The organism is Kribbella sp. NPDC051137, from assembly GCF_040682535.1.
Lineage (GTDB): Bacteria > Actinomycetota > Actinomycetes > Propionibacteriales > Kribbellaceae > Kribbella > Kribbella karoonensis.
Map to the genome: position 1 here is coordinate 1296271 of NZ_JBFBBI010000001.1, position 20163 is coordinate 1316433.

Annotated in this window: 16 protein-coding genes; 8 read left to right on the forward strand and 8 right to left on the reverse strand. The window is 69.8% G+C overall.

What is annotated here, in order from left to right; all coding sequences use genetic code 11:
* Position 1 precedes the first annotated feature (1 nt).
* Both AB0M51_RS06145 and AB0M51_RS06150 read right to left on the reverse strand, forming a co-directional pair.
* Positions 2–676 carry a TrkA family potassium uptake protein gene (locus AB0M51_RS06145; protein WP_344196793.1) on the reverse strand — a complete coding sequence of 225 codons (675 nt, stop codon included), beginning with the start codon at positions 674–676 and terminating at the stop codon, positions 2–4.
* On the reverse strand, positions 676–1338 hold the full coding sequence (locus AB0M51_RS06150; protein ID WP_344196791.1) for a TrkA family potassium uptake protein: 663 nt from the start codon (positions 1336–1338) through the stop codon (positions 676–678). The genes AB0M51_RS06145 and AB0M51_RS06150 overlap by 1 nt, the downstream gene beginning before the upstream one ends.
* A 92-nt stretch (positions 1339–1430) precedes the next feature.
* On the opposite strand from AB0M51_RS06150, the gene AB0M51_RS06155 reads away from it, so the two are divergent.
* Both AB0M51_RS06155 and AB0M51_RS06160 read left to right on the forward strand, forming a co-directional pair.
* Positions 1431–3461, forward strand: coding sequence for an APC family permease (locus AB0M51_RS06155; protein ID WP_344196789.1), 2031 nt, complete (start codon positions 1431–1433; stop codon positions 3459–3461).
* On the forward strand, positions 3458–4669 hold the full coding sequence (locus AB0M51_RS06160) for a class I SAM-dependent RNA methyltransferase (protein WP_344196787.1): 1212 nt from the start codon (positions 3458–3460) through the stop codon (positions 4667–4669). Before AB0M51_RS06155 ends, AB0M51_RS06160 begins: the two co-directional genes overlap by 4 nt.
* Before the next feature lie 1989 nt (positions 4670–6658).
* Here AB0M51_RS06160 and AB0M51_RS06165 read toward each other — a convergent pair.
* A complete protein-coding gene (locus tag AB0M51_RS06165; RefSeq protein ID WP_363748264.1) occupies positions 6659–6952 on the reverse strand; it encodes a hypothetical protein in 294 nt (97 codons plus the stop codon).
* 1236 nt (positions 6953–8188) lie between these two features.
* Here AB0M51_RS06165 and AB0M51_RS06170 point away from each other — a divergent pair.
* The 3 genes from AB0M51_RS06170 to acnA all read left to right on the forward strand — a co-directional run bounded on the left by AB0M51_RS06170 (position 8189) and on the right by acnA (position 12907).
* Positions 8189–9004, forward strand: coding sequence for a hypothetical protein (locus tag AB0M51_RS06170; RefSeq protein WP_363748266.1), 816 nt, complete (start codon positions 8189–8191; stop codon positions 9002–9004).
* Between the two features lie 10 nt (positions 9005–9014).
* Positions 9015–9941, forward strand: a complete 927-nt coding sequence (locus AB0M51_RS06175) for an LLM class F420-dependent oxidoreductase (protein WP_344196781.1) — start codon at positions 9015–9017, stop codon at positions 9939–9941.
* A 191-nt stretch (positions 9942–10132) separates the two neighbouring features.
* Complete coding sequence (gene acnA / locus AB0M51_RS06180) at positions 10133–12907, forward strand: aconitate hydratase AcnA (protein WP_344196779.1); 2775 nt, start codon at positions 10133–10135, stop codon at positions 12905–12907.
* Positions 12908–12980: 73 nt separating this feature from the next.
* Here the strand turns inward: acnA and AB0M51_RS06185 are convergent, their stop codons facing one another.
* Complete coding sequence (locus AB0M51_RS06185; RefSeq protein ID WP_363748269.1) at positions 12981–13790, reverse strand: matrixin family metalloprotease; 810 nt, start codon at positions 13788–13790, stop codon at positions 12981–12983.
* Positions 13791–13947: 157 nt separating this feature from the next.
* Between AB0M51_RS06185 and AB0M51_RS06190 the strand changes: the two genes are divergently transcribed.
* Both AB0M51_RS06190 and AB0M51_RS06195 read left to right on the forward strand, forming a co-directional pair.
* The gene (locus AB0M51_RS06190; protein ID WP_363748271.1) at positions 13948–14505 is read left to right on the forward strand and encodes a HEAT repeat domain-containing protein; all 558 of its coding nucleotides are present in this window, start codon (positions 13948–13950) and stop codon (positions 14503–14505) included.
* Positions 14486–15031 carry a GNAT family N-acetyltransferase gene (locus AB0M51_RS06195; protein ID WP_363748273.1) on the forward strand — a complete coding sequence of 182 codons (546 nt, stop codon included), beginning with the start codon at positions 14486–14488 and terminating at the stop codon, positions 15029–15031. The genes AB0M51_RS06190 and AB0M51_RS06195 overlap by 20 nt, the downstream gene beginning before the upstream one ends.
* On the opposite strand, the gene AB0M51_RS06200 is transcribed toward AB0M51_RS06195, so the two are convergent.
* Complete coding sequence (locus tag AB0M51_RS06200; protein ID WP_363748275.1) at positions 15008–15451, reverse strand: HIT family protein; 444 nt, start codon at positions 15449–15451, stop codon at positions 15008–15010. The genes AB0M51_RS06195 and AB0M51_RS06200 overlap by 24 nt on opposite strands.
* Positions 15424–17331: a Na+/H+ antiporter gene (locus AB0M51_RS06205; protein ID WP_363748277.1), complete on the reverse strand. Its 1908-nt coding sequence runs from the start codon at positions 17329–17331 to the stop codon at positions 15424–15426. Before AB0M51_RS06205 ends, AB0M51_RS06200 begins: the two co-directional genes overlap by 28 nt.
* 143 nt (positions 17332–17474) lie before the next feature.
* Between AB0M51_RS06205 and AB0M51_RS06210 the strand changes: the two genes are divergently transcribed.
* A complete protein-coding gene (locus AB0M51_RS06210; protein ID WP_363748279.1) occupies positions 17475–18989 on the forward strand; it encodes a CocE/NonD family hydrolase in 1515 nt (504 codons plus the stop codon).
* Here AB0M51_RS06210 and AB0M51_RS06215 read toward each other — a convergent pair.
* A complete protein-coding gene (locus tag AB0M51_RS06215; RefSeq protein ID WP_363748281.1) occupies positions 18986–19480 on the reverse strand; it encodes a DUF402 domain-containing protein in 495 nt (164 codons plus the stop codon). The genes AB0M51_RS06210 and AB0M51_RS06215 overlap by 4 nt on opposite strands.
* An 18-nt stretch (positions 19481–19498) precedes the next feature.
* Complete coding sequence (locus tag AB0M51_RS06220; protein ID WP_363748505.1) at positions 19499–19999, reverse strand: DUF402 domain-containing protein; 501 nt, start codon at positions 19997–19999, stop codon at positions 19499–19501.
* Between the last annotated feature and the right edge of the window lie 164 nt (positions 20000–20163).

The window sequence follows — 20163 nt, forward strand, 5'->3', positions numbered from 1 at the left end:
GCTACTCGCCGCGTAGGTGGTGGGGGGAGAGGATCGCTTCCAGCTGCTCCTCGGTTTCGTCGGCGGCGACGAACAGGAGCTCGTCGTTGAGCTCGAGGGTGCCTTCGGGGTCGGGGCGAAGGACGCGGCCTTCGCGGAGGATGACCACCAGGGCCGTGTCGAGGGGCCAGTCGACGTCGCCGACGCGCTGGCCGATCATCGGGGAGTCCTCGGGGAGGGTGAGCTCGACGAGGTTCGCGTCGCCCTGGCGGAAGGTGAACAGCCGGACCAGGTCGCCGACCGAGACGGCTTCCTCGACCAGGGCGGACATGATCCGCGGCGTGGACACCGAGACGTCCACGCCCCAGGCCTCGTTGAACATCCACTCGTTGCGCGGATGGTTGACCCGGGCAACGGTTCGGGGAACGCCGAACTCGGTCTTGGCGAGCAGCGAGACGACCAGGTTGACCTTGTCGTCGCCGGTGCTGGCGATCGCGACCTGGCAGCGCTGCAGCGCTGCCTCCTCCAGCGACGACAGCTCGCAGGCGTCGGCCAGCAGCCATTCGGCGCGCGGCACGGACTCGGCCTTGATCGCGCGCGGGTCCTTGTCGATCAGTAGTACCTCGTGGCCGTTCTCCAGGAGTTCGCCGGCGATCGAACGACCGACGTTCCCGGCTCCGGCGATGGCGACCCGCATCACAGCTCCTCAGGCTTGGTGCCGAGTTGGGACTCGATCGTCGCGGCGTCCCGCTCCAGCATCACGACGTGGACCAGGTCGCCTTCCTGGATGACGGTGTCGGCCTTGGGCAGCAGGCCCTCGCCGAGCCGGGTCAGGAACGCGACCCGGGCGCCGGTGGCCTTCTCGATGTCGAGGGCGACCCGGCCGATCCAGTCCGCGTGGACGTGGACCTCGGCCAGCCGGACCGTACCGGAAGGATCCCGCCATTCGGGCTCGGAGCCTTCCGGGAGCAGCCGGCGCATCATCTGGTCGACGGTCCAGCGGACCGTGCCGACGGTGGGGATGCCGAGCCGCTGGTACACCTCGGCGCGGCCCGGGTCGTAGATCCGGGCGACCACGTTCCCGATGCCGAACGTCTCGCGCGCCACCCGGGCGGCCAGGATGTTCGAGTTGTCGCCGTTCGAGACGGCCGCGAACGCCTCGGCGTCCTCGATTCCGGCCTCGATCAGAATCTCCCGGTCGAAGCCCATCCCGACGATCGTCCGGCCGGTGAAGGCGGGACTCAGACGCCGGAACGCGTCGGCCGACTGGTCGATGATCGCGACCGTGTGGCCGCGTTTCTCCAGACCGCGGGCGAGCATCGACCCGACGCGGCCGCATCCCATGATGACGACGTGCACTCCGTGATCACTCCCTGCCCGGTAGGGCCGCTGAGTCGGTTTCGGCAGAGGTAGACGCTACACGGTCCTCTCAGCCATCTAACATCACCGGTGTGACTCCCGCTCTAGGCGATATCGGCAAACGGCTGCTGCTCGGTCGCAAACTGCGCAGCACCCAGTTGGGTGAGACCCTGCTGCCGAAGCGCATCGCCCTCCCGGTGTTCGCGAGCGACGCGCTGTCGTCGGTCGCGTACGCCCCCGACGAGATCTTCCTGACGCTGTCGATCGCCGGCCTGGCCGCGCTGACGATCTCGTGGAAGATCTCGCTGGCCGTGGCGGTGGTGCTGGTGGTCGTGGTGCTGTCGTACCGGCAGAACGTCCACGCCTACCCGTCGGGCGGCGGCGACTACGAGGTCGCCACCGAGAACCTCGGGCCGACCGCGGGACTCACGGTGGCCAGCGCGCTGCTGGTGGACTACGTCCTCACCGTCGCGGTGTCGATCTCGTCGGCCGCTCAGTACGCGGCGTCGGCGATCCCGGCGCTGGCCGGACACGAGGCGGAGGCCGCCGTGGTCGCGGTCCTGTTCCTCACCACGATGAACCTGCGCGGGGTCCGCGAGTCGGGGGCGGCGTTCGCGATCCCGACGTACATCTTCATGTTCACGATCCTCGGGATGGCGGCCTGGGGCTTCGGCCGGCTGCTGTTCGGTCACCTGCCGCAGGCGTCCAGCGCCGGATTCGACATCGCGGCCGAGAACCAGTTCGCGCACGGCGCCGGTGGGCTCGCGATGGGCTTCCTGATCCTGCGGGCGTTCTCCTCGGGCTGTGCGGCGCTGACCGGTGTCGAGGCGATCAGCAACGGCGTACCTGCCTTCAAGAAGCCGAAGAGCCGGAACGCCGCGACCACCTTGGCGCTGCTCGGCTCCATCTCGATCGCCATGGTGATCAGCGTGGTCACGCTGGCCAACGTGATGAAGGTCCGGTTCGCCGAGAACCCGGCCACGCAGCTGCTGCGCGACGGCGTACCGGTCGGGGCCGGCTACCAGCAGGACCCGGTGATCGGCCAGCTGGCGAAGGGGATCTTCGATCACTTCTCGCCCGGCTTCTACCTGGTCGCGGCGTCGACCGGGGTGATCCTGGTGCTGGCCGCGAACACGGCCTTCAACGGGTTCCCCGTGCTCGGCTCGATCCTCGCCCGCGACGGGTACCTGCCACGGCAGCTGCACACCCGTGGTGACCGGCTCGCGTTCAGCAACGGCATCATCATCCTGGCCGGCTTCGCGATCGTGCTGATCGTCGCGTTCGATGCCGAGGTCACCCGGCTGATCCAGCTGTACATCGTCGGCGTGTTCGTGTCGTTCACGACCAGCCAGACCGGCATGGTCCGGCACTGGACCCGGCTGCTGAGGACCGAGCAGGACCCGTCCGTGCGGGCCCGGATGATCCGGTCCCGGGTCATCAACACGATCGGTCTCACGCTGACCGGCGTCGTGCTGGTGATCGTGCTGATCACCAAGTTCCTGCTCGGCGCCTACATCGCGATCATCGCGATGGCCGTCCTGTTCCTGCTGATGAAGGGCATCCACCGGCACTACGAGACGGTCCGCCGGCAGATGTCCGCCGAGGACGACGAGCCGCTGATGCTGCCGTCCCGGGTGCACTCGATCATTCTGGTCTCCAAGCTGCACCGGCCGACCCTCCGGGCGCTGGCGTTCGCCAAGGCGGCCCGCCCGTACACGCTGGAGGCCGTCACCGTCGACGTCGACCGGGACGAGTCCGACGCACTGCAGGCCGAGTGGGACGCCCGTGGCATCCCGGTCCCGCTCAAGCGGCTGGCCTCGCCGTACCGGGAGATCACCCGGCCGATCCTGCAGTACGTCCGCGACATCCGGAGGCAGTCGCCGCGGGACGTGGTGATGGTCTACATCCCGGAGTACGTCGTCGGGCACTGGTGGGAGCACCTGCTGCACAACCAGAGCGCACTCCGCCTCAAGGGGCGGCTCTTGTTCACACCTGGTGTCATGGTTACGTCAGTTCCTTATCAACTGCTCTCGTCGCAGGGGGCCGAGGAGCGGCAGGACCGGGTGGAACGGGTGGCCGGCCAGGTACGGCGCGGTGCCCGCAAGGCGTCAGGAGATCGGTGACAGACCAAAACAGTCTGGTCGGGGCGGTAGTCGAGCTGGAGGTAGGGCCAGTCGCGCACGGGGGACACTGTGTCGCCCGGCACGAGGGGCAGGTGGTGTTCGTCCGGCACGCACTGCCGGGCGAGCTGGTGCACGCCCGGATCACGGAGCAGACCGCCAAGTACCTGCGGGCCGATGCGGTCTCGGTGCTCACACCGTCGCCGCAGCGGATCGACCCGCCGTGCCCGTACGCCGGGCCCGGCCTGTGCGGCGGCTGTGACTTCCAGCACGCGAACATCGTGGAGCAGCGCCGGCTGAAGGCGACCGTCGTGTCGGACACGTTGCGCCGGATCGGCGGCATCGAGCGGACCGTCGTGATGGAGTCGCCCGGTGACGACGGGCTCGGCTGGCGGACGCGGATGCGGTACGCCGTCGTGGACGGGCGGCCCGGGATGTACGCGCACCGCTCGCACGACCTGGTGCCGATCGACCGGTGCCTGATCGCGCACCCGGGGACGCCCGCCGTACTGGACACGCGGTGGCCGGGAGTGTCCTCGGTGCAGGCCGTGGTCTCGTCCGAGGGGAAGACCGCCGTACAAACGGATCAGGATCCGGGGGAGCGGCTGGTCGAGGTCGTCCGCGACCGGCGGTTCCTGGTGGAGGCCGGCGGGTTCTGGCAGGTGCACCCGGCGGCGCCGGAGATGCTCGTGGACGCCGTACTGAGCGGGTTGGAGCCTGCTGCTGGTGAGACCGCCCTCGATCTGTACTCCGGTGTGGGGCTGTTCGCGGCGTTCCTGGCCGAGGCCGGTTGTGCGGTGCTGGCGATCGAGGGCGACAAGGACGCCGTCCGGAACGCCCGGCGGAACCTGCACGACCTCGACGGGGTCACGCTGGAGAACGGTGACGTCGACCGGGTGCTGAACGCGGCCGCCGGTCAGGGCCTCGAACATGTCGACCTGGTCGTCCTCGACCCGCCGCGGACCGGTGCCGGGAAGGACGTCGTACGGCGGATCGCCGCGCTCGGGCCGCGCCGGGTGGCGTACGTGGCGTGCGATCCGGCGGCGCTGGCGCGGGACCTGAAGACGTTCGGGCGGCTCGGGTACGGGATCGCGTCGCTGCGCGCGTTCGACCTGTTCGGGATGACCCACCACATCGAGTGCGTCGCCGTACTCGAGCCTGTGGACAGTGCTGATGCCGCGACTCCGTCGCGGCGGGTCATGGGGCTGTAACTCCCGTCCTTCCCTCGTCGCTCCGGTCGCTACGCTCCCTGCGCTCCTCAGTCCAGTACGGGAGGCCCCATGACCGGTAAGTGGCCAGTCAGGGAGGGCTCGGGTAGCGTCTGGGCCTGGATTCCAAATGCGCTTGGAGACCTGATGCCGCTCGTTGACCTGGACGACCCGGAGGAGTTGCGCGCCCGCTGGACCGCACTCGCCGCGGTCGCCCATGCCACGGGCTTCGACCGGCGGTGGTACGCCGACGCCGACGGGTACCACCACCAGGACGAGACGGCGTCCGTGCTCCGGATGACCCGGCTCGCCGACGGGCGGGCCGTGCTGTGGGGGTTCCACACGCAGCACAGCCAGACGGCCGGCGAAGACCTGCTCGCCGGTTCGCCGGACTGGATCGGGCAGCCGGAGGTGCGGCAGCGGCAGACCGCGGGAGAGCTCGGGTTCGTGTACGGCGCGTTCAACGCGACCTGGGCGCGGGCGTCGTACCCGGGTGATCCGTGGCAGCCGGTCGACGACGGGTTCGCGCCGATCGGACAGTGGATCACCTCCGACGAGGCCGCCGCCGACGAGATGATCGAGTGGGTGGCCGAATGGGCCGACTACCTCGGCGGCCTCGACGAGCTCCGGCCGCATGGGGTCGCGCTGATCCAGGCCGCCCGGGGGCCCGGGGTGTCGGTCGAGTCTCTGGGCGCGTTCTTCGGGCATTTCGCGATCGACCCGCGCTCACCGCTGCAGCCGGACCTGCCGGCCGGGATCGCAGCGGCAGAGGACTTCAGCCGAAACTTTGCAGAACCGGCAAGTTTCCCCGCAGACCCTGACACAGCCGAGGTCTCGGTCGTTGAACCCCCCGTGACCGGAGACAACCCGCTGCCGGACGACGAGGAGTCGTACGTCGTACCGCCCGGCATCAGCCCCTTCACCGGGCAACCCATCCCAGCCACCCCGCCGGCGGAGGCTGCGCCCGACGAACCGGCGCCGGGGAAGAGGCAGGGCTGGCTCCGGCGCCGCAAACACGACGCGCCCGCGGAGGAGACGCCACCGGCAGAGCAGTACGACCCGGCTGCTCCGGGGACGTACATCCCGGACGACACCCCCAGCTCCGGCCTCCCGATCCGCCACCCGGCACCGGGCGGCTACACACTCCCGTCCTCCGAACCTCCCCGGGTAGGCGGCGGCCAGTACGAAGGCGAAGACTTCTTCAACAGCCTCTTCGCCGACGCCCCAGCAGCCGCGGCAGCTCCTGCCCCCGACCAGGACTGGGAAACCACCGAACAACCCTCCTGGTCGGACCAGGAACCCACCAGCGCCTACACCCCCTTCACCGACGACACCCCCGCCCCCGAGTGGACCGGCCCCCGCTGGGTCAACGGCGAATGGCAAGAAAACCCACCCCACCAACCTCCCCAATCCAACGAGCCCCCGACCGGTTCCCCCTTCGCCCCGTCGGCGCTTCCGGCCGCCCAGGCCCCTGACACGCCACACGCCGGCGCCGCCCACGAGCCAACGACGACTTCCGCGGATGAGACGCCAACCGGCTCACCATTCGCGCCGTCGGCCTACGCAGGCACTCCACCGGTTACCCCTGGCGACCCCCGGGATGAAGTGCCGACGGGTTCCCCGTTCGCCCCGTCGGCGTACCCGGGCGCCCCGTCCTCTGACGCGCCACACGCCCGCACCGACTCCGCCCACGAGCCGCCCACCAGCCGTGCGGACGAGGTGCCGAATGGTTCGCCTTTTGCGCCTTCGGGGTCGGTTGATGAGGTGCCGGCTGGGTCGCCGTTCGCGCCCCGGGCGGGTGCGGTTGGCGGCTCGGCGTTGGCGGGTGAGGCGGCGGCTGGAGGTCGTGCGGGCGAGCTTGAGGCCGGGGCACCCGTCAACCTCGAGGACGATGACGCGCCGACGGCTGAGATCGCGGCGGTTCTCGACGAAGGACCCTTGGATGCGGGCGAGGACGCTGACGAAGAGGACCTCGCCTCGTTCACTGGCCCGTCACCGTTCGCACCTGTGCCGAGCGCACCCCCGGAGCAGTTGCCCGCGGCCGGTGCAGGAACTGTGGCGGATGCGGCCGGCGTCGAGTTGGATCCGGACGACCAGACTGCTGAGATTCCCGCAGTACCGGCGGTGCCGGTTGACGACGAGTCGGACGTGTACGCGGCCGGGACCGACGTACCGGATGGGGGCGGTCACCAGCGGTATGAGGTTGAAGGTCAGGTAGAGCCTTACCCGCAGCCGCAGCCGCAGCCGCAGCCGCAGCCGCAGCCGCAGCCGTGGCCGCAACCTCACCCCGAACCCTGGCCCCAACCAGAACCACACCCTGCTCCATGGCCCGACCCCACCCCACCCGTCCCCGGCCCAACTCCCGACCCGGAGCCGACCCCCGGACCGACACCGGGTCCAAGTCCGGAGCCGGTTCCCGGCCCGAGTCCGGTGCCGGGACCAGAGCCCATTCCGGGGCCTGTCCCGGGGCCTGGTCCCGTCCCAGGGCCTGTTCCGGGACCAGAGCCCGTCCCGGGACCCGAGCCGATCCCAGGGCCTGTGCCGCGACCCGAGCCCGTCCCAGGGCCTGTGCCGGGACCTGAGCCCGTCCCAGGGCCTGTTCCGGGACCAGAGCCCGTGCCGGGGCCTGAGCCTGTCCCGGGGCCTGAGCCGGGCGAGCCGTCCCCGGAGCCTGATCCTGTGCCGCAGCCGGGGCCGGAGCCCTTGCCTGAGCCGTTCCCGGATCCAGAGCCCGATCCCGCTCCGCAACCAGAGACTGCGCCTGGGCCGGGGCCTCAGCCCGAGGTGCAGCCGGTGTCTGGCGCGGGGACCGCACCGGACGGTGCCGCGTGGCCTGCGGCGTACGGCGATCCGGGTCTGCCGCACGAGCGAGCGGAGGGCGCCCGCGGGGGAGATGTCGGGCGTGTGGGGTACGACGGTGCCGGGCACGCTGTGTACGGCGATGCGGAGCACGCGCCGTACGAGGAGCGTGGCACCGACGGTGACCCCAGGCGTGTCCCGCACGAGGATTCGGACCGCATCTCCGATGGCCACCCCGAGCACGTGTCGTATGAGGGTGCCGAGCGTGGCATCGGGCATGCGCCGTACGAGGGTTCGGCGTATGGGCCCGACGCTGGCACCGAGCGTGCGCCGGATGAGGGTATGGCACGTGGCGCTGAGGGTATGTCGTACGACGGTTCGGCGTATGGGCCCGACGGTGGCGCTGGGCGTGTGCTGGATGAGGGCTCGGCGTACGGCGCTGACGGTGACGTTGAGCGTCTGCCGGGTGAGGGTTTGGCGCGTGGCGCTGAGGATGGCGCTGAGCGTGTCCCGGATGACGGTTCGACGTCTGTGGCAGGCGGTGGCGCTGGGCGTGGGTCGTACGAGGGCGTGGCGCGTGGTTCCGACGGTGGGGTCGGGCGTGGGCCGTACGAGGGCGTGGCGCGTGGTTTCGATGGGGACGTCGGGCGTGGGTCGTATGAGGGTGTGGAGCGGGGCGGCTCTGGTGATGTGGGGTGGGCGGCCGGGGCTTCGGTTGGTGGTGTGGGGGCTCGGTGGGTGGTGGGGGACCCGGAGGACGAGACGCCTACTGGGTCGTTGCCGGTGGTGGATGATGATGCGACCGTCGGGGACGGCGGCGTGGCTGACGTGGCCGGGGATCGGCGTCAGGAGTTCGTGCCGCGGTGGGCGCACGGGGATGGCGGGGATCAGGCGGGCGACCAGCGTGAGCTGAACGGGCACGCGGCAGGGGTTGAGCCGGACGAGCAGACCGCGAGTGGGTCCGCCGGGGTGCCGGTCAACGATCCGAACGGGCTGACGGCGGTGCCGATGGTGGTGCCTGGGCTCGGGTTGATCGGGGGCGGGGGCCCTAGGGTTGTGCCGCCGGCCGGGTCGCTCGAGGAGGCCATGCGGGCCGAGGTGGAGCGGCCTCGGCCGCGGCCGGAGGAGTCGGCGGCGGTGGTGGCGTTGCGGGCCTGGTGCCGGGCGCGGACGGCGATCGTGCCTTCGGGGTTCACGATCCAGGTGCAGGTGCTGGATCCGAACGCGCCGTCGTACCGGTTCGATCTGGAGCCGCCGGAGGTGGACGATCCGGAGGTCGCGGACGACAAGCTCAGCGAGCTGCTCGGTGACCTGTGGCTGACCGAGGCACAGAGCGCGCAGGGCGGGTGGTTGTTCGCGCGGATCGACGCGGCCGGGCGTACCTTGCGGATCGACCGGTGGTACGACCAGGTGCCGGACTGGTGGGACAACCCGGTCGAGGAGCGGCTGGACGTGGACGGGCTGGTACGCCGGTTGTACGACCGCGGCCCGGAATGGCAGCCGTCGTACCTGGAGAAGCTGTACACGAGCGCGAGATAGCGTTGGCGCCATGCTTCTCAGGATCTTCACCGAACCTCAGCAGGGCGCGTCGTACGACGACCTTCTCGCCGTCGCGCGCAAGACCGAGGAGAACGGGTTCGACGCGTTCTTCCGTTCCGACCACTATCTCGTGATGGGCGACGGCAACGGCCTGCCGGGGCCGACCGACTCGTGGATCACGCTCGCGGGGCTGGCCCGTGAAACACAGCGGATCAAGCTCGGCACGCTGGTCAGTTCCGCCACGTTCCGCAACCCCGGCGTACTGGCGATCTCGGTGGCGCAGGTCGACCAGATGAGCGGCGGCCGCGCCGAGCTCGGGCTGGGCGCCGGGTGGTACGAGGCCGAGCACAAGGCGTACGGGCTGGACTTCCCGGACACCCCTGGGCGGTTCGACCTGCTGACCGAGCAGCTCGAGCTGATCACCGGGCTGTGGGACACACCGGTCGGGGAGAAGTACGACTTCGACGGCGAGCACTACCAGATCTCCGACTCGCCGGCGCTGCCGAAGCCGGTGCAGCAGCCGCATCCGCCGATCATCGTCGGCGGCGCGGGCAAGAAGCGGACGCCCGCGCTGGCCGCGAAGTACGCCGCGGAGTTCAATGCCGGCTTCCGCGGCGTCGAGGAGACCGCCACGCTGTTCGAGCGGGTCCGGGCCGCCTGCGACGCAGCCGGGCGGGACCCGAGGACGCTCGCGCTGTCCACCGCGCACACGGTGATCGTCGGCAAGGACGACGCCGAGGTGAAGCGGCGCGCCGCGGCCGTCGGCCGTGAGCCGCACCCGGAGAAGGACATCGCGGGTACGCCGGCCCAGGTCGTGGACCGGCTCGGCCAGTTCGCCGCCGCGGGCTCGGACCGTCAGTACGTCCAGATCATGGATCTGCACGACCTGGACCACCTCGACCTGATCGCCTCCGACGTCCTACCTCAGGTCTCCTGAGCCGAGTCGGCCCCGTTTCCGGGCCGGCGGTGACTCGCTGAAAGTTGGCTCGATGTCGTGTATCTTGATGTCGAGAGAGTTTTGGTGCGAGGTTAGGGGAACCTGACCTCGCCACCGGCTGACTCGCTCGGCAGGATGGCCATAAGCGAATAGATGCAGTGCGGACACGGACTGGACAGAGGAGCAGGTTGATGGCGAGCGTCGACAGCTTCGGTGCCAAGGGGGCACTCGAGGTCAACGGGCAGTCGTACGAGATCTTCAGGTTGGCGGGCATCGAGGGTGCGGACACACTGCCGTACTCGCTGAAGGTCCTGCTGGAGAACCTGCTGCGCACCGAGGACGGCGCGAACATCACCGCCGAGCACATCAGCAAGCTCGGCAACTGGGACCAGAACGCGGCCCCGGACACCGAGATCCAGTTCACCCCGGCCCGGGTGATCATGCAGGACTTCACCGGTGTGCCGTGCGTGGTCGACCTGGCCACGATGCGCGAGGCGGTCGGTGAGCTGGGCGGCGACCCGACCAAGATCAACCCGCTGGCGCCGGCCGAGCTGGTCATCGACCACTCGGTGATCATCGACGTGTTCGGTACGCCGGACGCCTTCGAGCGCAACGTCGAGTTCGAGTACGGGCGGAACCGCGAGCGCTACCAGTTCCTCCGCTGGGGCCAGACCGCGTTCGACGAGTTCAAGGTCGTCCCGCCGGGCACCGGCATCGTGCACCAGGTCAACATCGAGCACCTGGCCCGGACCGTGATGGTCCGCAACGGCCAGGCGTACCCGGACACCTGCGTCGGCACCGACAGCCACACCACGATGGTCAACGGTCTCGGCGTCCTCGGCTGGGGCGTCGGCGGTATCGAGGCGGAGGCCGCGATGCTCGGCCAGCCGGTGTCGATGCTGATCCCGAAGGTCGTCGGTTTCAAGCTGACCGGAGCCGTTCCGGCCGGCGCGACCGCGACCGACGTCGTGCTGACGATCACCCAGATGCTGCGCAAGCACGGCGTGGTCGGCAAGTTCGTCGAGTTCTACGGCGACGGCGTCGCGGCGGTCCCGTTGGCGAACCGCGCCACGATCGGCAACATGAGCCCGGAGTTCGGCTCCACCTGCGCGATCTTCCCGATCGACGACGTGACGCTGGACTACCTGCGGCTGACCGGTCGCTCCGACGACGACGTCGCGCTGGTCGAGGCGTACGCCAAGGAGCAGGGCCTCTGGCACAACCCCTCGGTCGAGCCGCGGTACTCCGAGTACCTGGAGCTCGACCTGTCGACGGTCGTGCCGTCGATCGCCGGCCCGAAGCGCCCGCAGGACCGGATCGAGCTGAGCAAGGCCAAGGAGTCGTTCCGCGGCGTGCTGCCGGACTACGCGGCCGAGGAGAAGGACGTCGACCCGTCGGAGACCGGGAGCTTCCCGGCCAGCGACGCGCCGAACGGCCACGGCCACCCGGACGACAACCCGCACCAGGTCGCGGCCGCGAGCGATCGCCCGTCGAAGAAGACCAAGGTCACGCTGGAGGGTCAGGAGATCGAGCTGGACCACGGCCACGTCGTGATCGCCAGCATCACCTCCTGCACCAACACGTCGAACCCGTCGGTCATGCTGGCCGCCGCGCTGCTCGCGAAGAACGCGGTCGACAAGGGCCTCGCGTCGAAGCCGTGGGTGAAGACGTCGCTCGCGCCGGGTTCGAAGGTCGTCACCGACTACTACGAGAAGGCCGGCGTCACGCCGTACCTGGAGAAGCTCGGCTTCCACCTGGTCGGCTACGGCTGCACGACCTGCATCGGCAACTCCGGCCCGCTGCCCGAGGCGATCTCGGCCGGCGTGCAGGAAGCGGATCTCGCGGTGGTGAGCGTGCTGTCCGGCAACCGGAACTTCGAGGGCCGGATCAACCCGGACGTGAAGATGAACTACCTGGCCTCGCCGCCGCTGGTGATCGCGTACGCGCTGGCCGGCACGATGGACTTCGACTTCGAGAACGATGCCCTGGGCAAGGACACCGACGGCAACGACGTGTTCCTGAAGGACATCTGGCCGAGCGCCGACGAGGTCGAGGCGACGATCGCGAGCTCGATCAACAAGGAGATGTTCGCGAAGGACTACGCGGACGTGTTCGCCGGTGACGAGCGCTGGCAGTCGCTGCCGACGCCCGAGGGCAAGACCTTCGCCTGGGACGCCGAGTCGACGTACGTGCGCAAGCCTCCGTACTTCGACGGGATGGCGAAGGAGCCGTCGCCGGTCACCGACATCGCCGGGGCCCGGGTGCTGGCGAAGCTCGGCGACTCGGTCACCACCGACCACATCTCGCCGGCCGGTTCGATCAAGGCCGACAGCCCGGCCGGAAAGTACCTGGCCGAGCACGGCGTGGACCGGAAGGACTTCAACTCGTACGGTTCCCGCCGCGGCAACCACGAGGTGATGATCCGCGGCACGTTCGCGAACATCCGGCTGCGCAACCAGATCGCGCCGGGGACCGAGGGCGGCTTCACCCGCGACTTCACCCAGGACGACGCTCCGGTCACCACGATCTACGACGCCGCCCAGGCGTACGCGGCGCAGAACACCCCGCTGGTGATCCTGGCCGGCAAGGAGTACGGCTCCGGCTCGTCCCGCGACTGGGCCGCGAAGGGTACGGCGCTGCTCGGCGCGAAGGCCGTCATCACCGAGTCCTTCGAGCGCATCCACCGGTCGAACCTGATCGGCATGGGCGTGCTGCCGCTGCAGTACCCGGAGGGTGAGAACGCGGAGTCCCTCGGCCTGACCGGTGAGGAGACGTTCGACATCACCGGCGTCACCGCGCTGAACGACGGCTCCGTCCCGCGGACCGTGCACGTCAAGGCGACCTCGCCCGACGGCGGCGTCAAGGAGTTCGACGCGGTCGTCCGCATCGACACCCCCGGTGAGGCCGACTACTACCGCAACGGCGGCATCCTGCAGTACGTGCTCCGCTCGCTGATCGCGGGCTGACCACAGCAACAAGCACAAGGCGCGGGGCCGGTCGGCTGTCCTACCGACCGGCCCCGCTGTCATGCACTGCCGATCACGTACCCGGCTTCGGGTAGATGCGCGGCAGCAGGCTGTAGTCGTTGCTGCTCGGATGCAGCGAGATGTACGTACCGGAGTACATGCAGCTCGACGTACTGGTGGCGTGAGCCAGCGACAGCGCGTGCCCCAGTTCGTGGCAGGCGATCGTGCGGTGCTGGTTCGCCGTCAGCGAGTAGTGGTCGTTCAGCTTGACTGTGACGGGACCCTGCGTGCCCGGGTTCCACGTTGTCAGGCCGTACCAGCCGCTCGCGCCGTAGTTGCCGTTGTACACGTTGACGCAGTGCCGGCCACTCGGGCAGCCCGCGGTGTACCACCGGTAGTAGGCGTCGATGCCGACTGCCTTGTACCAGTCGGCCACGGCGTTCGTGACCGGCCAGCGCGAGGATGTGTGGTCCAGGAAGTAGACCTGCGGGTCGTTGAACGCGCCGTAGCTCCAGCGGTGGTTGCACCACTCACGCGCCGACCCGTAGCTCAGGCATGCCTGCGGTGCGGTCGCCTGGGCACTCTTCTGGCCTGGTTGCGTTGTCGGCGGCTGGACGCCCTTCGCAAGTACGCCGGTGACGCCGCTCCTGCGGAGCATGGTGCGCAGCTGATCCGGCGAAACCCCCTCGGCCGGATCGTAGATGGTGACGGTGGTCGACCCGTCTTTTGCCTTCCCGGTCACGTAGACCGTGTCGGTGTCATCGTGTGGTGCGGGCGCGGCCTGTACAGCGGTCGGCTGGACCACTGCCCGGACCGGCTGGGCGCTGCTGGTGGCAGCGAAAGTCAGGATCGTGACCCCAGCGGCGGCGAGTACCGCAGTCATGCGTACTGCTTGCCTCATCGTTCCCCTCCTTCGATGTGTCCGCCTTCGGACCTTTCGATTGCACCGCCGCGGCCAGGCGACCACCAGGAAGAATGACCGGCAGTTCCGGTACTGCCGGTAGTCAAAAACTGTCGTAGCGCTGCGCTTTACTGGCTCCATGACGACGAGAGACGCCCCGCGGGACGTGATGCGGGCGGCCTGTGCCGAGTTCGGCGAGGACACCGTGATCGACTGGTGCGTCGCCTTTCTCACCGAGGAGATCTCGGGGGAGGAGGCGTACGGCGCCGCGCTGCCGAAGCTGGTGGCGATCACCGGGGCGGAGAATCCGGGCGGGTGGAAGTCGCCTGTCGATCCGGTCAACTACTACTGGATCCGGGTGTGGGCGGTTCGGGCGTTCCTGTATGTCTGGCGCGACGACCTCGTCGACGTGCTGCGCGAGGCCGCGGGTGATCCGGCGTGGCGGGTGCAGGAGCACGTCGCGAAGATCACCGCGCAACGGGAGCTCGGCCAGCTCGTCGACGTGCTGCTGCCGCTGCTCGACCACGAGCTCCCCCGAGTGCGCGCAGCCGCCGTCCGAGCGGTCGGCGCCGCGGGGGAGTACGAACACGCCGACGCCGTCCGCCGGCTGGCTGACGATCCCGACCAGACCGTCCGCGCGGCCGTCGACCGCGCTCTCACCAAGCTGGAGGACCGCCTTGACCGCCCCGTCCGCTGATCACCCCGAGCCTGCGCCGGGCGGGCGGATCTCCGCGCGGCGTGCGGTCGCCGCTGACGCCGAGGCGGTGGGCGAGATCCATGCTGCTTCCTGGGGCGCGGCGTACGCGCCGCTGTTCCCCGTGGAGGTCGCGCGCGAAGGGATCGCGAGCCGGCTGACCAGATGGCACCAGCGGCTGGCGGACGGGAACGGGCTGGTGATGCTCGGGCTGCTCGGCGACCGGCCGTTGGCGATGTCGTGGACGCTCCCCTCCGAGACGCGCCCCGGGTACGCGGAGATCTACAGCTTCTACACACACCCCGACGGCTGGGGGAGCGGCGTCTCGGCCGCTCTCATGGACGCGACCCTCCAGCAGTTGGACACCGACCGCGTCCACCTCTGGACCCTGCGCGACACCCCGCAGTCCCGGCGCTTCTACGCCAAGTGCGGCTTCACCGAGACCGGCGCCACCCAGACCAGAGACTTCGGCGACGGCAACCCGCTGCCACAGGTGGAGTACGTCCTAAGACGCGAGCGCGGCGCGTAGCTTCCCGGCGTACTCCTCGGCCTCGGCTGTGTCGGCGTACTTCGTCCGCGGCCAGAAGAACCCGCGCAACCCGTCACCCTTGGTGCGCGGTACGACGTGCACGTGCAGATGCGGCACCGACTGCGACACAACGTTGTTCACGGCAACGAACGACCCCTGCGCGTCGAACGCCGTCCGGACCGCGGCCGCCACCGAGCGGGCCGCCCCGAACAACGGCACGGTCAGCTCGTCGGGCAGCTCGACCAGCGTCGGCACGTGCTCCCGAGGCACGAGCAACGTGTGCCCCTTGAACACCGGCCGTACGTCGAGAAACCCCACGACGTCAGGTGTGTCCAGCACGATTTGCGCAGGCGTCGTCCCCGCAATGATTGAACAGAACAGACAGTCAGCCACTAGCCCAGTTTCTCGTCCACGAAGCACCAGCGCCAAGTCTCGCCCGGTTCGAAGCTGCGCATCACCGGGTGCTTGGTCTCCTCGTGGTGTTTGCTGGCGTGCTTCATCACCGACGAGTCGCAGCAGCCGACGTGCCCGCAGCCGAGGCAGAGCCGGAGGTGTACCCACGAGTCGCCGGTCGCGAGGCACTCCTCGCAGCCGTCCGGCGTGTTCGGTGTGACGACCACCGGCGCCTCGTCGAGGTGCGAACACGCCCCGCCCGGCGGCACCTTCGGCCGCAGGTCCTCGGAGCGCCCGCCGACGTCGTCGTCCTCGTCGCGGTCCAGGATCGACTCCTCGATGTCGAGCGCGCTCTGGGCCCGCTGCAGCACCTCGTCCGCGACCAGCCCGGCGTCGCGGACCTTCAGGATGTGCGACCGCTCCGCCTCGAGCATCGCGATCCGCAGCCGCCGGTACGCCTCGCTGGGCGTCTCGTACTCGCTCTCCGGTCGCCCGAGCCGCTCCCAGGCCGCCTGCGCCCGGGCCTCACCACGCTGCCGCAGTACGTCGAGAACCGCGGGCGGGTCGGACGCCTTCGCGAGCTCGTCGAGCTTGGCGATCGCGGCGCGGTGCGCTCCCTGCAGTACGGCGGCCTCCTGCAGCGCGTCCTCCGCCGGGTCGGGGCCGGGCAGGCGCAACCGGCGGACCAGCCAGGGGAGGGTCGAGCCCTGGACGAGCAGCGTGCCCGCGGTGACGGCCAGGGCGATGAACACGAGTACTTCGCGGTGCGGCGTCTGCGGGGGCAGCGTGAAGACCGCGGCAAGCGTGACCACGCCGCGCATGCCGGCCCAGGACACCACGATCAGCGCACGCCGGGACACCGGCCCGGGCCGCGACGGTCCGAGGAGCCGGCGGGACAGCAGCGTCGTCGGGATCACCCAGATCGGCCGCAGCAACACGACCGTGACGAACACCGCGACGGTCGTGGTCGCGATCAGCCAGGCCGGCAACGGGCTCGCGGTGAGGTCGTCGAGGATCCACCGGGTCTGCAGGCCGATCAGCAGGAAGACCGTGTTCTCCAGCAGGAACTGGAACGTCCGCCAGTTGGTCCGCTCCGACATCCGCGACTTGGCCGACTGGATGATCGGTGCCTTGTGACCGAGCAGCAGGCCGGTCACCACGACAGCCAGTACGCCGGACGCCCGGACGGTGTGGTTCTCGGCCGCGATGTAGGCGATGAACGGCGCGGTCAGGCTGAGCGTGGTGTCGAGCACCGGATCGGTGAAGCGCCGGCGGATCTTCGCCAGGACGAACGTGACCACGACACCGACGAGGACGCCGCCACCGGCCGCGCGCAGGAAGTCCAGCCCGACGTGCAGCACGGTCGGGGCGACGAGCACCGCCCCGAGCGCCGTCCGCAGGCAGACGAGCGCGGTCGCGTCGTTCAGCAGGCTCTCGCCCTCGAGGATCGTGACGATCCGACGCGGCAGGCCGACGCGTTTGGCGATCGCGGTGGCGGCGACCGCGTCCGGTGGCGCGACCACCGCGCCGATCGCGAACGCCGCCCAGAACGGCAGCGGATGCTGACCGATCGACGCCGCGACCCGGCCGAGCAGCCACCAGGTGACGACGCCGACGCCGAGCGCGGTGAACGCGACCAGACCGACCGACAGCAGCCCGATCGACCGCCGGTGCTTGGAGAAGTCGACCAGGCTGGTCTTGATCGCCGCGGAGTACAGCAGCGGCGGCAGGAAGCCGACCAGGACGACCTCGGGCTCGAGCTCGACGCGCGGGATGAACGGCAGGTACGACGCGGCGATCCCGATGACCACCAGCAGCAGGGGAGCCGAGAGGCCGATCCGCCGCGCCAGCGCGGCGCCGGCCGCGACGACGGCGACGAGGGCCACGACCTCGATCGCGATATGCACGGGCACAGTGTCGCAGCGGCGCCGCGGATTCCACCCATCGGTTCGCCGAAGGCTGAGCGAAGGTCGCGTGCGGGATCTGGTCATCGCGCGGCGGGTCCTCTAGCGTGTGCGAAGCGGGATCCGTTGACCACTGGGAGTGACTGATGGTGTGTCGTCGTGTGCTTGCGCTGGTCGGTGTCGTCGCTCTGCTGTTGTCGCCGGTGGTCCCGGCACGGGCAGCCGACGCGGCCGTGACCAACGGATGCGTGGAGTCGGTGCCCGAGCCTGGGACGACGACGCCCGTGAAGATCTGTTACACGCTCTTCAGGCCTGCGGATGCGACGAAGCAGCACACCGTGCCGCTGATCTTCCACAGCCACGGCTGGGGCGGCAGCCGGACCACGGACCCGGCCGCGTTCAAGGCGTGGCTGGACGCCGGGTTCGGCGTACTGAGCTTCGACCAGCGGAGCTTCGGGCAGAGCACCGGCGTCGCGCACGTGATGAACCCGGACTACGAGGGCCGCGACGTGGTCAAGCTCGTCGACCTGGTCGCCGGCCTGGACTGGGTGACGAAGCAACGGCCAGGTGACCCGCTGATCGGCGCGATCGGCGGGTCGTACGGCGGCGGTTACCAGTTCGCGGGCGCGTTCACCGAGCTCCGGGACCGCGGCGCGACCCGGTTCGACGCGCTGGCGCCGGAGATCACCTGGTGGGACCTGAAGCAGAGCCTCGCACCGCAGGAAGCGGCCCGGACGATGTGGCTGTCGATCCTGTTCGCCGGCGGCGGGACGCACCTGCCGCCGGCGGTGTCGAAGGCGTTCGTCGCGCTGATCGCGACCGGCGCCTGGCCCGGCGGGCAGGCGGGGCGCGACCTGGACGCGTTCTTCGCGCACAACGGTCCGGCGTGGCATGTGGCGCAGGGGCGCAAGCTCGACATCCCGGTGCTGTTCGGCCAGGGCATCTCCGACAACCTGTTCAACCTGAACCAGGGACTCATGAACTTCGACCACGCGCTGACGGCGAAGGCCCGGGCGCGGTCGATCTTCGTCGGGTACAACGGCGGCCACACGCTGCCGGCCGTCGTACCGCCGGGGTACGCGACGCCCGGCGACCCGTGCTCGATCGCGCTCGGTTCACCGAACTTCTCGAGCCTGTCGATCCGCTTCATGCAGGAGAAGCTGCTGCACAAGCCGGAAGGGCTGCGCGGCTTCGGCACGTACCACCTGTCCACCGCCGACGGTCGTTGCCTGACACAACGGAGCCTGACGCCGAACAAGCGCTACCCGCTCGGCAAGATCGTCGTACCGACCGGCGCCGGGCTGCCCGTCAACCTGCCGATCGCGAAGGGCCCGGTCACGGTCGCCGGTACGCCGACCGTGACCGCGAACGTCTACACGATCATCCCGCAGTCGGCGGCGTACTTCGCGCTCAGCGTCGGCAAGAGCCCGCTCACCGCCAAGGTCGTGCAGAACAACACGATGCCGCTCCGCGAGCAACACGCCGCGCGCGGGGTACGGCGTTCCTTCGAGCTCCCGGCGATCGCGGTCGACGTCCCGGCCGGCCAGAACCTCTACCTGACCGTCGCCCCGGTCGCCGACATGTTCGCCGGCCAACGCGGCCCGCTGCCCGGCCTGATGATGCTCAAGAACGGAACCCTGAGCGTGCACCGGGTGCGTTAGCGGATCTTGTCCAAGTGGGTCTTGTAGACCGTCAGGAACGGCTCCTCGGTGGAGACGGCCCGGAAGAGCCAGTCGCAGGTCTCGCGCGCGGTGGCGATCACGTCCGGCGGGTACGAGTACTTCAGCTGGTGCTCCGCGAACTCGTCCTCGTCGTCGATGAAGACCGTGCCGTCGCGGCGCTTGATCACGTCCAGGTCGAGGTCGATCATCGTCACCACGTCGTCCGAGAACTCGACCGGCGTCGTGATGTCGGCGTAGATCTCGGTGTACCGCGGGGCGTCGTTGAAGATCGCGGTGAACCACTTGTCCCGCGGGAACAGCTGCACGTGCGCCTGCTCCTGCGTCACCTCGGGCTCGGCCCCGCGCTGCGACACCGACCCGGCCGGCGCGCCCAGCCACACCCCGTACTCGTCCTCGCCGAGATACCGCATCCACTGGTGCCAGTGCAGTTTGTCGTCGTACTTGCGGTAGACAACCCGGACATCGCGCATGGCCCTCAACCTATCGGCTCAGGGCGTCAGCGAGCGGATCTGCTCCAGGTACGGCTTGTACGCGGTCACGAAGGGTTCCGCGGTGGTGATGGTGGCGGCCAGCCGGTCGCACACGGCCCGCGCGGTGGCGACGACCTGGGGCGGGTAGTTGTAGCGGATCTGGTGTTCGTGGAACTCGTCCTCGTCCATCACGTGCACGCTGCCGTCGCGGAGCAGTCGGATGTCGAGATCGAGGTCGACCGCGGTGACCGAGTCGACGCCGAACTCGGCCGGCATCGTGATGTCGCAGTAGATCGCGGTCTGGTGCGGTTCGTCGTTGAACAGCGCGCTCCACCACTGCCCGCGCGGGAACAGCCGGACCCGGTGGTGGTCGATGGACTTCCAGCTGCCGTCGGCGCGCTGGCCCTGGCTGCCGGGGAGCGAGCCGACCCACAGCCCGTGCTCGTCCTCACCGAGCCGGATCGCCTCGACCAGGCGGTGCGGCTGCCCGTCGTACTTCCGGAACAACGTCCTCACCATCTCCACCTGATCACCCTAAGTGAGACGCAGCACACGTCCGAACCAGCCACACGGGCGTAGCGTCTTGGAGTGTGAGATTGCCCGGGACCGGGCCAGCACGCTGTCTCCGAGTTCGGAATCCGGGCGTGGCGTGCATAGACTCAAGCATTCGAGGACGACCCGCG